Source organism: Rhodococcus tibetensis (assembly GCF_024438035.1).
In the GTDB taxonomy this organism is placed as follows: Bacteria; Actinomycetota; Actinomycetes; order Mycobacteriales; family Mycobacteriaceae; genus Rhodococcus_F; species Rhodococcus_F tibetensis.
The window spans coordinates 69,459-84,068 of record NZ_JANFQF010000017.1; the positions used below are offsets into that span (position 1 = coordinate 69,459).

13 protein-coding genes are annotated in these 14,610 nt (G+C 66.7%); all 13 read left to right on the plus strand.

Annotation, left to right across the window (positions count from 1 at the left end):
* The first annotated feature begins 77 nt into the window (after positions 1-77).
* The 13 genes from NOF53_RS19420 to fusA all read left to right on the plus strand — a co-directional run bounded on the left by NOF53_RS19420 (position 78) and on the right by fusA (position 14,606).
* Positions 78-869, plus strand: coding sequence for a TIGR03084 family metal-binding protein (locus NOF53_RS19420; RefSeq protein ID WP_255971724.1), 792 nt, complete (start codon positions 78-80; stop codon positions 867-869).
* The gene (locus tag NOF53_RS19425; RefSeq protein ID WP_255971726.1) at positions 866-2,572 is read left to right on the plus strand and encodes an acyclic terpene utilization AtuA family protein; all 1,707 of its coding nucleotides are present in this window, start codon (positions 866-868) and stop codon (positions 2,570-2,572) included. Before NOF53_RS19420 ends, NOF53_RS19425 begins: the two co-directional genes overlap by 4 nt.
* Positions 2,569-3,717 (plus strand): acyl-CoA dehydrogenase family protein, encoded by a 1,149-nt coding sequence (locus tag NOF53_RS19430; protein WP_255971728.1) that lies wholly within the window; start codon positions 2,569-2,571, stop codon positions 3,715-3,717. Before NOF53_RS19425 ends, NOF53_RS19430 begins: the two co-directional genes overlap by 4 nt.
* Positions 3,714-5,312: an acyl-CoA carboxylase subunit beta gene (locus tag NOF53_RS19435; protein ID WP_255971730.1), complete on the plus strand. Its 1,599-nt coding sequence runs from the start codon at positions 3,714-3,716 to the stop codon at positions 5,310-5,312. The genes NOF53_RS19430 and NOF53_RS19435 overlap by 4 nt, the downstream gene beginning before the upstream one ends.
* 8 nt (positions 5,313-5,320) lie before the next feature.
* A complete protein-coding gene (locus NOF53_RS19440; protein ID WP_255971731.1) occupies positions 5,321-7,330 on the plus strand; it encodes an ATP-binding protein in 2,010 nt (669 codons plus the stop codon).
* Positions 7,327-8,517, plus strand: a complete 1,191-nt coding sequence (locus NOF53_RS19445; protein WP_255971733.1) for an acyl-CoA dehydrogenase family protein — start codon at positions 7,327-7,329, stop codon at positions 8,515-8,517. Before NOF53_RS19440 ends, NOF53_RS19445 begins: the two co-directional genes overlap by 4 nt.
* Entirely contained in the window at positions 8,517-9,317 is an 801-nt protein-coding gene (locus tag NOF53_RS19450; protein ID WP_255971735.1) for an enoyl-CoA hydratase family protein, read from the plus strand. The genes NOF53_RS19445 and NOF53_RS19450 overlap by 1 nt, the downstream gene beginning before the upstream one ends.
* Before the next feature lie 59 nt (positions 9,318-9,376).
* On the plus strand, positions 9,377-10,015 hold the full coding sequence (locus NOF53_RS19455) for a TetR/AcrR family transcriptional regulator (RefSeq protein ID WP_255971737.1): 639 nt from the start codon (positions 9,377-9,379) through the stop codon (positions 10,013-10,015).
* Positions 10,016-10,053: 38 nt separating this feature from the next.
* Positions 10,054-10,578 carry a DUF3558 domain-containing protein gene (locus tag NOF53_RS19460; RefSeq protein ID WP_255971739.1) on the plus strand — a complete coding sequence of 175 codons (525 nt, stop codon included), beginning with the start codon at positions 10,054-10,056 and terminating at the stop codon, positions 10,576-10,578.
* Positions 10,575-11,132, plus strand: a complete 558-nt coding sequence (locus NOF53_RS19465; protein WP_255971741.1) for a DUF3558 domain-containing protein — start codon at positions 10,575-10,577, stop codon at positions 11,130-11,132. The genes NOF53_RS19460 and NOF53_RS19465 overlap by 4 nt, the downstream gene beginning before the upstream one ends.
* Positions 11,133-11,496: 364 nt before the next feature.
* Positions 11,497-11,871 (plus strand): 30S ribosomal protein S12, encoded by a 375-nt coding sequence (rpsL, locus tag NOF53_RS19470; RefSeq protein ID WP_005252198.1) that lies wholly within the window; start codon positions 11,497-11,499, stop codon positions 11,869-11,871.
* The gene (rpsG, locus tag NOF53_RS19475) at positions 11,871-12,341 is read left to right on the plus strand and encodes a 30S ribosomal protein S7 (protein ID WP_255971743.1); all 471 of its coding nucleotides are present in this window, start codon (positions 11,871-11,873) and stop codon (positions 12,339-12,341) included. Before rpsL ends, rpsG begins: the two co-directional genes overlap by 1 nt.
* 162 nt (positions 12,342-12,503) lie before the next feature.
* Complete coding sequence (gene fusA / locus NOF53_RS19480) at positions 12,504-14,606, plus strand: elongation factor G (protein WP_255971746.1); 2,103 nt, start codon at positions 12,504-12,506, stop codon at positions 14,604-14,606.
* Positions 14,607-14,610: the final 4 nt, after the last annotated feature.

Genomic DNA, 14,610 nt, shown 5'->3' on the forward strand with positions numbered 1-14,610 from the left:
TGCATCCGGCGACACGGTGAAGATCAAAACAATCAATCGCGCTTGCTTTTTTCCAGGCCTGGTGTGATGCTGGTCGCATGGCTGAACTGCAGAGGTTCATCGATGACGTGTGCGCCGAAAGTGAATCGTTGGATGCGCTGGTCGCAGACCTCCCGGACTCCCGATGGGCCGACCCCACACCCGCAGAGGGGTGGACGATCGCTCATCAGATCGGGCATCTGCTCTGGACCGATCGAGCCGCGCTTCTGGCGATCACCGACCCCGACGGCTTCACCGCCCAAGTGACGGACGCCGCTGCCGATCCTGCGGGTTTCGTCGACGCCGGCGCCCAGGAGTGTGCGAGCCTGCCACCGGCCGAGTTGCTCGCGGAGTGGCGGGCGACCCGTGAGAGGCTTGCCGACGCTCTCGGGGCGGTGCCGCCCGACCGGAAGATCCTCTGGTACGGACCGCCGATGAAGGCGGCCTCGATGGCAACTGCCCGGCTGATGGAAACGTGGGCGCACGGACAGGACGTGGCCGACGCCCTGGGAGTGGCACGGACACCGACGGCGAGGCTGAGAAGCATTGCCCACCTCGGTGTCCGCACCCGCGATTTCGCTTACGCCGTCAACGGACTCACACCGCCGGCTGAGGAGTTCCGCGTCGAACTCACCGCCCCCGACGGAGTGTTCGTCTGGACGTGGGGCCCCGAGGACGCCGCGCAGAAGGTCACCGGGCCCGCCGAGGACTTCTGCCTCCTCGTCACCCAGCGCGCGAACCGTGCAGATCTCGCTCTCGTCGCCACCGGACCGAACGCCGACGAATGGCTCGACATTGCACAGGCATTCGCAGGTCCTGCCGGCGATGGACGGAAGGCGGGAACCCGATGACAGTGCGGATCGGCAACTGTTCCGGCTTCTACGGTGACCGCCTGTCGGCGATGCGCGAGATGCTCGAGGGCGGCGAGCTCGACTACCTGACCGGTGACTATCTCGCCGAGCTGACCATGTTGATCCTCGGCCGCGACCGCATGAAGGACCCGATCCGCGGCTACGCCAAAACGTTCCTCCGTCAGGCGGAGGACTGCCTCAGGCTGGCCCTGGACAAGGGCGTCCGCATCGTCGCCAACGCCGGAGGCCTCAACCCGGCCGGTCTCGCGGACGCGTTGCGGGAGGTGAACGACAAGCTGGGGCTGCAGGCGAAGATCGCCCACGTCGAAGGCGACGACCTGATCGGCCGGGCCGCCGAACTGGGGCTGGGCAGCCCGCTGACCGCCAACGCCTACCTCGGGGCGTGGGGCATCGTCGACTGCCTGAACGCCGGCGCCGACGTCGTCGTCACCGGGCGTGTAACCGACGCGTCCGTGATCGTGGGTCCGGCTGCCGCGCACTTCGGCTGGCAGCGAGATGCTTTCGACCAGCTTGCCGGCGCCGTGGTGGCGGGGCACGTCATCGAGTGCGGCACCCAGGCCACCGGGGGCAACTATGCGTTCTTCACGGAGATCGACGACCTCGATCGTCCAGGTTTTCCGATCGCCGAGATCGACGTCGACGGTTCGTCCGTCATCACCAAGCACCCCGGGACCGGCGGCGCCGTGAACGTCGGCACCGTCACCGCACAGCTGCTGTACGAGATCACGGGCGGCCGCTACGCCGGTCCCGACGTGACGGCCCGCATCGACACTGCCGAGCTGTCCGACGACGGCGCCGATCGGGTCCGCATCAGCGGGGTCACGGGTGAGCCGCCGCCGCCGCAGCTGAAGGTTTCGTTGAACACGCTCGCGGGATTCCGCAACGAGGCCGTGTTCGTTCTGACCGGCCTCGACATCGAGGCCAAGGCGGCGCTGGTGAAGCGGCAGCTCGAAGGATGGCTCCCCGCCCGGCCGGCCGAACTCGACTGGTCACTCGCCCGCACCGATCACTCGGACGCCGACACCGAGGAGGCCGCGAGCGCGCTGCTGCGCTGCGTGGTCCGCGATTCCGATGCCAACGCGGTCGGGCGCGGATTCTCCTCCGTCGCAGTCGAAATGGCCCTCGCGAGCTACCCCGGCTTCACGCTGACGGCACCGCCCGGGCAGGGGCAGCCCTACGGGGTGTTCACACCCGGATACGTGTACGCCAAGGAGGTGCCGCACGTCGCGGTGCTGCCGGACGGCACGCGCGTCGACATCGAGCCGTCCACCCAGGTGCGGGAACTCGCGGACGTCGACGAACCCGCGCTCCCGGAGCCGCGGGGCGCCGAACCCACGGTCCGGGTCGCGCTCGGCACCATCGCCGGAGCGCGCAGCGGAGACAAGGGCGGCAACGCGAACGTCGGCGTGTGGGTGCGCACCGACGAACAGTGGCAATGGCTGGTTCACACGCTGACGGTCGACGAAGTGAAGCGGCTTCTCCCGGAGGCTGCCGACCTCCCAGTCATGCGGTATGTGCTGCCGAAACTGCGCGCCGTCAACTTCGTGATCGAGGGAATCCTCGGACAGGGCGTCGCGTCCCAGGCCCGCTTCGACCCGCAGGCCAAGGGTCTCGGCGAATGGCTGAGATCCCGGCACCTCGACATCCCGAAAGCGCTTCTCCCCGAAAGGACAACGTTGTGAGTGTGTGGGACACACCGGAACGGCAGGAGTTGCGCAAGACGGTGCGCAGCTTCGTCGAGAGAGAGATACTTCCGCACCTGGCGGACTGGGAGCGCGACGGTGAAATTCCCCGCGCACTGCACCGCAAGGCAGCCGAACTCGGGCTCATGGGCGCCGGATTCCCTGAGTCCGTCGGCGGCGAGGGCGGAGATCTGGTGGACGCGGTCCTCATCTGCGAGGAGATGCACCAGGCCGGGGCGTCCGGGGGTCTGTTCGCCTCCCTGTTCACCTCGGGCATCGCGCTGCCGCACCTGGCCGCGGCTGGTGACCAGGAGCAGATCGCAAAGTGGGTCCGCCCCACCCTGCGCGGGGAGCTCATCGGCTCGCTCGCCATCACCGAACCGGGCGGTGGTTCCGACGTCGGACATCTGCGGACCACCGCGGTCCGCGACGGCGACCACTACGTCGTCAACGGGTCCAAGACGTTCATCACCTCCGCCGTGCGGGCCGATTTCGTGGTCACCGCCGTCCGCACCGGCGGTCCCGGCGCATCCGGGGTCTCCCTACTCGTGATCGAGAAGGGCACACCGGGATTCGAGGTGGCACGCAAACTCGACAAGATGGGCTGGCGTGCGTCGGACACGGCCGAGTTGTCGTTCGTCGACGCACGGGTGCCCGCCGCCAACCTGGTCGGCGAGGAGAACAGCGGGTTCGCGCAGATCGCCCAGGCGTTCCTTACCGAACGCATCGCGCTTGCGGCCCAGGCATATTCGAGTGCGCAGCGCTGCCTCGACCTCACGCTGCAGTGGGTCCGCGACCGCGAAACCTTCGGGCGACCCCTGATCAGCAGGCAGGCAGTGCAGAACACGGTCACGGAAATGGCCCGGAAGATCGATGTTGCCCGGGTGTATACCCGGGCCCTGGTCGAGCGGTCGCTGGAGTCGAACGAGGACTTCATCGCGGAGGTGTGCTTCGCGAAGAACACCGCGGTCGAGGCCGGCGAGTGGGTGGCCAACCAGGCCGTCCAGCTGTTCGGCGGCCTCGGCTACATGTGCGAGAGCGAAGTGGAACGGCAATACCGCGACATGCGCATCCTCGGAATCGGTGGCGGTACCACCGAAATCCTGACGGGGCTCGCGGCCAAGCGATTGGGGTATCAGTCATGACAACGATGAAGTCCACCCTGGACACCGGTTCCGAAGAGTATGCGGCGGCCGCGAAGGCCATGACGGAGAAGCTCGCCGAGATCGACACCGAGCACGCCAAGGCGCTCGCGGGCGGCGGCGAGAAGTACACCGAGCGCCACAAGAGGCGCGGCAAGCTCCTCGCGCGGGAGCGCATCGAACTGCTCCTCGACCCCGATTCGCCGTTCCTCGAACTGTGCCCGCTCGCGGCGTGGGGCAGCGACTTCCCGGTCGGCGCCAGCACTGTCATGGGCATCGGTGTGGTGGAAGGCGTCGAGTGCCTGATCGTGGCCAACGACCCGACCGTCCGCGGCGGCACCAGCAATCCGTGGACGTTGCGGAAGGGGTTCCGTGCCAACGACATTGCCCGGCAGAATCGGCTCCCCGTCATCTCCCTGGTGGAATCCGGCGGCGCGGACCTGCCCACCCAGAAGGAAGTGTTCATTCCGGGTGGCCGCATGTTCCGCGATCTCACCCAGCTCTCCGCCGCGGGTATCCCCACCATCGCGCTGGTCTTCGGCAATTCGACGGCGGGCGGCGCGTACATCCCGGGTATGTCCGATCACGTCGTCATGATCAAGGAACGGTCCAAGGTGTTCCTCGCCGGTCCGCCGCTCGTGAAAATGGCCACCGGTGAGGAATCGGACGACGAAACGCTCGGCGGTGCCGAGATGCACGCCCGTAAGTCCGGTCTCGCCGATTATTTCGCTGTGGACGAGCAGGATGCGATCCGCATCGGCCGCAGCATCGTCAAACGTTTGAACTGGACGAAGCAGGGCCCGTCCCCGAGGGTCGAGGTGATCGAACCCCTAGAAGATCCCGAGGAACTGCTCGGCATCGTCCCAGCCGACCTCAAGATCCCGTTCGACCCGCGCGAGGTGATCGCCCGCATCGTCGACGGCTCCGACTTCGACGAGTTCAAGCCGATGTACGGGTCTTCCCTCGTCACGGGCTGGGCCGAACTGCACGGGTACCCGATCGGCATCCTCGCCAACGCGCAGGGTGTCCTCTTCAGTGAGGAATCACAGAAGGCCACCCAGTTCATCCAGCTTGCCAACCGCTCGAACACCCCGTTGCTGTTCCTGCACAACACCACCGGCTACATGGTGGGTAAGGAGTACGAGGAGGGCGGGATGATCAAGCACGGCTCGATGATGATCAACGCCGTCTCCAACTCCACCGTCCCGCACATCTCGATCCTCCTCGGAGCGTCGTACGGGGCAGGGCACTACGGCATGTGCGGCCGCGCGTTCGACCCGCGCTTCCTCTTCGCCTGGCCCAGCTCCAAATCCGCCGTCATGGGCGGGGCGCAGCTGGCCGGTGTCATCTCCATCGTCAGCCGTGCCTCCGCCGAGGCCCGCGGGCAGGCGTTCGACGAGGAAGCCGACGCCGGGATGCGGGCAATGATCGAGAACCAGATCGAGGCGGAATCGATACCGATGTTCCTGTCCGGTCGTCTGTACGACGACGGTGTGATCGATCCCCGAGACACCCGCACCGTGGTGGGAATGTGCCTGTCGGCCATTGCCAACGCCCCGATCGAAGGCGCCGAGAACTTCGGCGTCTTCCGGATGTGAGGCCCGACATGATCCAATCCGTATTGGTTGCCAATCGGGGCGAGATCGCCCGCCGCGTCTTCGCCACCTGCCGCCGCGCAGGCATCGGGACCGTCGCCGTGTTCTCGGACGCGGACGCGCTCAGTCCGCACGTCGCCGAGGCCGACACCGCGGTCCGGTTGCCGGGCAACAGTCCCGCCGACACATACCTGCGCGGCGACCTCGTCATCGAGGCGGCACTGCTCGCCGGTGCCGATGCCATCCACCCCGGCTACGGGTTCCTCTCCGAGAACGCGGACTTCGCGCGCGCGGTCCACGACGCGGGGCTGACGTGGATCGGGCCGCCCGCGCCCGCCATCGAGATGATGGGTTCCAAGGTGGAGTCCAAGAAGATGATGGCCGCCGCCGGAGTCCCGGTGCTGGCCGAACTCGACCCCGGCGCTGTCACCGAAGCCGACCTGCCCGTGCTCATCAAGGCGTCCGCCGGCGGCGGCGGACGCGGCATGCGCGTCGTTCGTGAACTCGCGGACCTCCCGGAACAGCTGGAAGGCGCTCGCCGCGAAGCTCAATCGGCCTTCGGCGACCCGACCGTGTTCTGCGAGCGGTACCTGGAAACGGGCAGGCACATCGAAGTCCAGGTGATGGCCGACCGCCATGGAACGGTGTGGGCGGTGGGGGAGCGCGAATGCTCCATCCAGCGTCGGCACCAGAAGGTGGTCGAAGAGGCACCGTCGCCATTGGTCGAAGCCACGCCCGGGATGCGCGAGCGGCTGTTCGAGGCCGCCCGGCTCGCCGCGAAGGCGATCGAATACGAGGGTGCGGGGACCGTCGAGTTCCTGGCTTCCGGTCGAGCGGAGCGAGGGGGAGATGACCCGCACCAGGGAAGCTTCTTCTTCCTCGAAATGAATACCCGGCTGCAGGTGGAACATCCGGTCACCGAGTGCACCACCGGCCTCGACCTCGTCGACCTGCAGTTGCAGGTCGCTGCAGGCGGCAGGCTCGACCCTGAACCGCCCGCCGTGTCCGGCCATTCCATCGAGGTCCGGCTGTACGCCGAGGATCCGGCACAGAACTGGCAGCCGCAGAGCGGACCGGTCCACCGCCTGGACCTGCCCGAGAACGCGGTCGAATTCGACGTGCTGCGCTCCCCGGGCATCCGCCTGGACTCCGGTGTCGTCGCCGGATCCACCGTCGGCGTGCACTACGACCCGATGCTCGCGAAGGTCATCTCGTTCGCGCCCACCCGCACGCAGGCGGCCACCCGGCTGGCGACAGCACTGAGCCGCGCGCAGATTCACGGACTGCGCACCAACCGCGACCTCCTCGTCAACGTGCTCCGCCACCCGGCCTTTCTCGCCGGCGACACGGACACCGCCTTCTTCGACACCCACGGTCTGGACGCGCTGGCGCGTCCGCTGGCCTCGGCCGACACCGAGCGACTGTCGGCGCTGGCCGCCGCACTCGCCGATGCGGCGCACAACCGTGCGGTCGCATCGACGAACGCCACACTGCCCAGCGGGTGGCGGAACCTGCCGTCCGCACCGCAGAGCAAGACGTTCCGCGCAGGCGACCGCGAGATCGAGGTCCGGTATCTACTCACCCGGTACGGGCTGAAGGCCGAGGGCTTCGACGACGTCGCGCTCATGTCGGCCACCGCGCGGCACGTCGCACTGGACGTCGCGGGGCTGCGCCGCTCGTTCGCGGTGTCCCGGTACGGCGGCGACGTGTTCGTCGACTCCGCCCTGGGCCCGGTGAGCCTGCACGCCGCACCGCGATTCACCGATCCGAGCGTCGTCGTCGCCGAGGGTTCGCTACTCGCGCCGATGCCGGGTTCCGTCATCCGCCTCGGCGCCGAGGTCGGCGACTCCGTGACCGCCGGTCAGCCGATCGTGTGGCTCGAGGCGATGAAGATGGAACACACGATCAAGGCGCCGGCCTCTGGTGTCCTCACCGAACTTTCCGTGACCGCCGGTCAGCAGGTCGACGTGGGAACGGTCCTTGCAGTAGTCGAAGCAGCGCAGCCTGGAGGAGAGTCATGAGCTTCATCGAGACCGAAGAACAGAAGGAACTCCGCGCCTCCGTGTCGAGGCTCGGGGAGCGTTTCAACTACCTTGACTACGTGCTGCCACGGGCGCGGCGCAGCGAACCGCTGACCGAATTGTGGAACGAGGCGGGCAAACTCGGCTTCCTCGGCGTCAACCTCCCCGAGGAATACGGGGGCGGCGGCGCAGGCATCTACGAACTCGCCCTCGTCCAGGAAGAACTCGCCGCACACGGTGCCGGGCTCTTGCTCGTGGTGGTGTCGCCGGCCATCTGTGGCACGATCATCGGCAAGTACGGCACCGAGGAGCAGAAGCAGAAATGGCTCCCAGGCCTCGCCGACGGGTCGAAGATCATGGCGTTCGGCATCACCGAGGCCGACGCGGGGTCGAACTCGCACCAGATCACGACCACTGCGCGGCGGGTCCGGCCGAGCGGAGCGAGGGGTGATGATCAAGCCGAGGATTGGCTGCTGTCGGGGAACAAGATCTACATCTCCGGGGTCGACCAGGCCGACGCCGTCCTGATCGTCGCGCGGACCGAGGACTCGAAGACCGGGAAGCTGAAGCCCGCGCTGTTCATCGTCCCCACCGACGCCGAGAACTTCGTGAAGACGCCGATGGAGATGGACATCGTCGAGCCCGACCACCAGTTCATGCTGTTCCTCGACGATGTCCGGCTGCCCGCCGACGCGCTCGTCGGCGAGGCCGATGCGGCGTTGATGCAGCTGTTCGCGGGTCTCAACCCCGAACGCATCCTCGGCGCCGCCATGGCGATCGGCATGGGCCGCTACGCGCTGGACGCGGCGGTGCGGTTCGCGAAGGAACGCACGGTGTGGAAGGAGCCGATCGGCGCGCACCAGGGCATCTCGCATCCGCTGGCGCAGATCAAGATCGAACTCGAACTCGCCAAGCTGATGATGCAGAAGGCGGCCGTCCTCTACGACAGCGGCGACGACTTCGGGGCCGCCGAGGCCGCCAACATGGCCAAATACGCTGCCGCCGAGGCCAGCATCAAGGCACTCGACCAGGCCGTCCAGACGCACGGTGGTGCAGGCCTGACCAAGGAATACGGTCTCGCGGCGATGCTCGGCGCGGCACGCATCGCCCGTGTGGCCCCGGTGAGCCGGGAAATGATCCTGAACTTCGTCTCCCAGCACTCGCTCGGGCTGCCGAAGTCGTACTGATGTCGAACGGACAGCACATGACCGACGTGGAAGCCGACCGGTACGTCCGGTACGCGGTGAATCGGGGGTTCGCCACCCTCACCCTCGATTCGCCTCACAACAGGAACGCGATCTCCGGCCGGCTCGTGGACGAACTGCTGCAGGGATTGCGGGACGCCGCCGCGGACAACGACGTCCGCGGCGTCGTGCTCACCCACACCGGCGGCACGTTCTGCGCCGGGGCCGATCTGAGTGAGACGGGTGGAGACGTCAGCTCTCGGACCCGGCAGATGGCCGCACTGCTACGGGCCATCGTCGAGTTGCCGAAGCCGGTGATCGCCCGGATCGACGGTCACGTCAGGGCCGGGGGCATGGGATTGGTCGGGGCCTGCGACATCGCCGTCGCCGGCCCGCGCAGCACGTTCGCGCTCACGGAGGTCCGGCTCGGACTCGCGGCGTCGATCATCTCGTTGACCGTGCTGCCGCGTATCGATGCGCGCGCGGCGAGCCGCTACCTCCTCACGGGCGAGAAGTTCGGTGCCCACGAGGCGGAGGCCATCGGGCTGATCAGCGAGTCCGCCGAGGATCCCGAGGACACCGTCGAGGAATTACTCGACCAGTTGCGGCAGGCGTCGCCGCAGGGTCTGGCCGAGTCGAAGACCCTGACGACCCGGAGCGTGCTCGCCGATTTCGACCGCTACACCGACGAGCTGACCGCCCAGTCGGCGAGGCTGTTCGAATCCGAGGAGGCGCGGGAGGGCATGATGGCGTTTTTGCAGAAGCGGCCGCCGAGATGGGCCTCCGGCCCCGTGCGTGGTTGACGAGTCTCAGGACTCGTCGAGCGCGCACGGGCGCGCAGCGCAACGAGAGGAAGTGACGCATGACCCGCGAACCGAAGCAGGACCGTAGCCGGGTCACGCGTGAGCACCTCCTCGAAGTCACCATCGACTGCCTCGCCGAACTCGGGTGGGGCGCCACTACCGTCAGCCTGGTCGCGCAGCGCGCCGGGGTGTCGCGTGGTGCGACTCAGCACCATTTCCCCACGCGGGAAGACCTCATCACCGCTGCGCTCGAGGTGATGTTCGACGCGCGGATGGAACAGGCCCGGCGGGAGGCCACCGATTTGCCGTCGGGCGCCGGCCGCACCGAGGCGGTGGTGACGCGTCTCGTCGACTACTACACGGGCACTCTCTTCAAGGCGGCGTTACAGGTGTGGACTGCCGCCGCTGCCGATCCGGAACTGCGGGCGCGGATCGTGCCCCTCGAGGAGCGCTTCGGACGTGTCGCCCACCGCACCGCCGTCGAGCACTTCGGCTTCGACGACTCCGACCCGGTGGCGCACCGCCTCGTGCAGGCAACCTTGGACCTTGCTCGCGGGCTCGGCCTTGCCGACGTACTCACCGACGACTCGAAACGCCGTGCAGAGGTAGTACGTCAGTGGGCCGCACAACTCGATGCCGCGCTCCCGCGGGGCACTGGGGCAGTCGAGCCGACACTCGACGCGGTGGCAGTCGACTGACCGGGCGCACCGCGGCGGGATCGGTAGAGTCAGCGTTCATGGGCAGGAAATGGGGAGTGCTCGCCGCGGTAGGTGTCGTGGCTGCCCTGGCCGGGTGTGGGGGCGGCGACGGCTCCGGGACGGATACTGCTGCCCCGCCTTCCACCGGGCAGATCACGGACCCGGGGCCGTTCTTCGGGCAGTGCGGCTCCGTCACCGACGACGAAGTGTCGAAAGCGTTCGGCATGCCGTCGTTCACGGGCGTCACCCGCAACTCCGTCGGCTGCGAATGGGAAACCGCAGGAATCGGCGGCCCCAGCGTGACGTTCTCCTGGTACCGAGGCAGTCCCATCGGTCGAGAACGAGCAGGATCGGAACTGATCGGCAGGCCGGCCACCGACATCGATGTCCGGGGACACCCCGGCTTCATCGCTTCCTCGGAGGGGATTCTGTGCGAACTCGGTGTGGAGTTCGGCGGCGACTTCATCCACTGGTCGGTGATGTATGCGGACGTCCAACCGGCGGCCGACCCGTGCAAGGTCGCGCGGGACCTCGCCGAACTCAGTGTGTCGAGGGCCAAATGAGCGGGGGAGTGGTGAGCAGCGTACGTCGGCGCTCGGCCAGGGCAACGGCCGCGATCGTGTCGGTGGTCGGGCTGATCGCGGGTTGTGGATCGTCGATCCAAGGCTCACCCAGGCCCGAAGGTGCCTCGTCCACCGGTGACACGGAGAAGTTCACCGCCCTTCTCGAGGAGTGCGACGCGGTCGCCGACGAACAGATCGCCGAGACCGTCGCCGCCGACGCCATCGAGCGCGGCTTCTTCGGCGCAATCTGCCGATGGGACGCCGTCGGGGCCAACGGTCCGGTGAAGATTACCTTCAACTGGTTCGAGACCGGTTCGCTCGACACCGAGAAGGCGACGGGCGAGGACTTGGGTTACAAGGTGGAGTCGTCGACCATCCAGGGCCGCAGAGCCGTGGTGATGCGACCACCGGACGATCCCGGAGCCTGCGGGGTGAGCGTCGGCTCGCCGTCTTCGGGTGTGGTCGGCTGGTGGGTACAGTTCACTGCCGCTGCGGCGGATCCCTGCGCGGCGGCGTCTACCCTCGCCGATCTGACGCTCAACCTGAGCAGCTAGTGTGCTCGCACTCGACCGAAAGCCCTCCCTGTCGCGCCGCAGCCATTACCACCGCCCGCCCACTTTGACCTTCCGGCGCGCCGCCGGGTATCGTTGTGGGTCGTGTCCGGCATGCCCGGACCGATCTGTGTGCCTAGCGAGGTATTGCCGTGCGCGCGTTCGTGCAGTTTCACTGCATGGAACGAGCATCCGGCTGCCTGTGTGGGGGTATGCGACACACCCGACCGTGGGGTGCGTGCACGTCACGCATCGTCGATCGAGTGCGGGGCAGTAGCTTCCTTGCCCCAACTGCTAGATCCCTAATTTCAGAACAGCCAAGGTTGCTTGTCCAGAGCAGTCTGTTCAACACGAAGAAAGCCGGTAAATGCCAACCATCAATCAGTTGGTCCGCAAGGGCCGCCGCGACAAGACCGCCAAGGTCAAGACGGCAGCTCTGAAGGGCAGCCCGCAGCGTCGTGGCGTGTGCACCCGCGTGTACACCACCACCCCGAAGAAGCCGAACTCGGCGCTCCGTAAGGTCGCGCGTGTGCGCTTGACCAGTTCCGTCGAGGTCACCGCTTACATCCCGGGTGAAGGCCACAACCTGCAGGAGCACTCGATGGTGCTCGTCCGCGGTGGTCGTGTGAAGGACCTCCCCGGTGTGCGCTACAAGATCATCCGCGGCTCCCTCGACACCCAGGGTGTCAAGGGTCGCAAGCAGGCACGCAGCCGCTACGGCGCCAAGAAGGAGAAGAGCTAATGCCACGTAAGGGCCCCGCTCCGAAGCGCCCGCTCATCAACGACCCGGTCTACGGTTCGCCCCTGGTGACGCAGCTCGTCAACAAGATCCTTATGGACGGCAAGAAGTCCACCGCCGAGCGCATCGTCTACCAGGCGCTCGAGCAGGCACGCGAGAAGACCGGCACCGATCCGGTCGTCACCCTCAAGCGCGCTCTGGACAACGTCAAGCCTGCCCTCGAGGTTCGCAGCCGCCGTGTCGGTGGCGCCACCTACCAGGTGCCGGTCGAGGTCCGTCCGGGCCGTTCCACCACCCTCGCACTCCGCTGGCTTGTGACCTTCTCGCGGCAGCGTCGTGAGAAGACGATGGTCGAGCGTCTTGCCAACGAGCTCCTCGATGCCAGCAACGGCCTCGGTGCCGCTGTCAAGCGCCGTGAGGACACGCACAAGATGGCTGAAGCCAACAAGGCATTCGCCCACTACCGCTGGTGACGTCACGTCGGAGCAGTCACCTCACCGTGACTGCTCCGGCGCCGTTGCTACGTCGGGCCCTACCCGGGCCCGGCTGATCTACAACTCGAGACAATGGCCCCGCTGGTGGAACACCGGGGAGGCCGACACCCGATACACGAGCTACGAGCGGGGAAGAATCCTGTGGCACAGGAAGTGCTGACCGACCTGAACAAGGTCCGCAACATCGGCATCATGGCGCACATCGATGCCGGCAAGACCACCACCACCGAGCGCATCCTGTTCTACACCGGTGTCAACTACAAGATCGGTGAGACGCACGACGGTGCGTCGACGACGGACTGGATGGAGCAGGAGAAGGAACGCGGCATCACGATCACCTCCGCCGCGGTGACCTGCTTCTGGAACAACAACCAGATCAACATCATCGACACCCCCGGTCACGTCGACTTCACCGTCGAGGTGGAGCGTTCGCTCCGCGTGCTCGACGGCGCTGTTGCCGTGTTCGACGGCAAGGAGGGCGTCGAGCCTCAGTCGGAGCAGGTGTGGCGTCAGGCCGCCAAGTACGACGTTCCGCGCATCTGTTTCGTCAACAAGATGGACAAGATGGGCGCGGACTTCTACTTCACGGTCCAGACCATCATCGATCGTCTCGGTGCGAAGCCGCTCGTCCTTCAGCTGCCGATCGGCGCCGAGGACGACTTCGACGGTGTCGTCGACCTGGTCGAGATGCGGGCCATCACCTGGCGCGGTGTCGTGCCGACCGGTGCCGAGCCCACCATCGAGGAAATCCCCGCGGATCTGGCCGACAAGGCTGCCGAGTACCGCGAGAAGCTGCTCGAGACGGTTGCCGAGTCCGACGAAGCTCTCATGGAGAAGTACTTCGCCGGCGAGGAGCTCTCCGTCGAGGAAATCAAGGCTGCCATCCGCAAGATGACGGTCGCGTCCGAGCTGTACCCGGTGCTGTGTGGTTCCGCGTTCAAGAACAAGGGCGTTCAGCCCATGCTCGACGCAGTCATCGACTACCTGCCGAACCCACTGGACATCGGCGAGGTCCAGGGTCACGCCCTGGGCAACGAAGAAGAGATCCTCACGCGTAAGCCGAGCAAGGAGGAGCCGTTCTCGGCTCTGGCCTTCAAGATTGCTTCGCACCCCTTCTTCGGCAAGTTGACGTTCGTCCGCGTGTACTCCGGCCGGATCGATCCGGGCGCCCAGGTCATGAACGCGACCAAGGGCAAGAAGGAGCGCATCGGAAAGCTCTTCCAGATGCACGCCAACAAGGAGAACCCGGTCGACGAGGCTGTGGCCGGCCACATCTACGCCATGATCGGTCTGAAGGACACCACCACCGGTGACACCCTCTGCGATCAGGGCAGCCCCATCGTGCTCGAGTCCATGAGCTTCCCGGACCCGGTCATCCAGGTCTCGATCGAGCCCAAGACCAAGTCTGACCAGGAGAAGCTGGGCACCGCGATCCAGAAGCTCGCCGAAGAGGACCCGACGTTCTCCGTCGAGCTCGACGAGGAGACCGGCCAGACCGTCATCGGCGGCATGGGCGAGCTCCACCTCGACATCCTCGTCGACCGCATGCGTCGCGAGTTCAAGGTCGAGGCCAACGTCGGCAAGCCGCAGGTCGCCTACCGCGAGACCATCACCAAGAAGGTCGAGAAGCACGACTACACCCACAAGAAGCAGACGGGTGGATCGGGCCAGTTCGCCAAGGTGATCATCGCGCTGGAGCCGTTCGTCGGCGAAGACGGTGCCACCTACGAGTTCGAGAACAAGGTCTCCGGCGGTCGTATCCCGCGCGAGTACATCCCTTCCGTGGATGCAGGCGCGCAGGACGCGATGCAGTACGGCGTCCTTGCCGGCTACCCGCTGGTGAACTTGAAGCTGTCGCTGCTCGACGGTGCATACCACGACGTCGACTCGTCGGAAATGGCCTTCAAGGTTGCCGGTTCGCAGGCACTGAAGGAAGCCGCCCGCAAGGCCGGCCCGGTCATTCTCGAGCCGCTCATGGCTGTCGAGGTCACCACACCCGAGGAATACATGGGTGACGTGATCGGCGACCTGAACTCCCGCCGTGGCCAGATCCAGGCCATGGAGGAACGCAGTGGTGCCCGTGTCGTGAAGGCGCTGGTTCCGCTCTCGGAGATGTTCGGATACATCGGTGATCTGCGGTCGAAGACCCAGGGCCGGGCGAACTTCTCCATGGTGTTCGATTCCTACGCAGAGGTTCCCGCGAACGTCTCGAAGGAAATCATCGCCAAGGCGACCGGCGAGTAACCTC

Excerpts from the sequence above, each read along its gene's own strand:
- NOF53_RS19455 (WP_255971737.1), top strand. The coding sequence starts at position 9,377 with ATGACCCGCGAACCGAAGCAGGACCGTAGCCGGGTCACGCGTGAGCAC.
- NOF53_RS19450 (WP_255971735.1), top strand. The coding sequence starts at position 8,517 with ATGTCGAACGGACAGCACATGACCGACGTGGAAGCCGACCGGTACGTC.
- NOF53_RS19440 (WP_255971731.1), top strand. The coding sequence starts at position 5,321 with ATGATCCAATCCGTATTGGTTGCCAATCGGGGCGAGATCGCCCGCCGC.
- rpsL (WP_005252198.1), top strand. The coding sequence starts at position 11,497 with ATGCCAACCATCAATCAGTTGGTCCGCAAGGGCCGCCGCGACAAGACC.
- NOF53_RS19465 (WP_255971741.1), top strand. The coding sequence starts at position 10,575 with ATGAGCGGGGGAGTGGTGAGCAGCGTACGTCGGCGCTCGGCCAGGGCA.
- NOF53_RS19425 (WP_255971726.1), top strand. The coding sequence starts at position 866 with ATGACAGTGCGGATCGGCAACTGTTCCGGCTTCTACGGTGACCGCCTG.
- NOF53_RS19435 (WP_255971730.1), top strand. The coding sequence starts at position 3,714 with ATGACAACGATGAAGTCCACCCTGGACACCGGTTCCGAAGAGTATGCG.
- rpsG (WP_255971743.1), top strand. The coding sequence starts at position 11,871 with ATGCCACGTAAGGGCCCCGCTCCGAAGCGCCCGCTCATCAACGACCCG.
- NOF53_RS19420 (WP_255971724.1), top strand. The coding sequence starts at position 78 with ATGGCTGAACTGCAGAGGTTCATCGATGACGTGTGCGCCGAAAGTGAA.
- NOF53_RS19460 (WP_255971739.1), top strand. The coding sequence starts at position 10,054 with ATGGGCAGGAAATGGGGAGTGCTCGCCGCGGTAGGTGTCGTGGCTGCC.
- NOF53_RS19445 (WP_255971733.1), top strand. The coding sequence starts at position 7,327 with ATGAGCTTCATCGAGACCGAAGAACAGAAGGAACTCCGCGCCTCCGTG.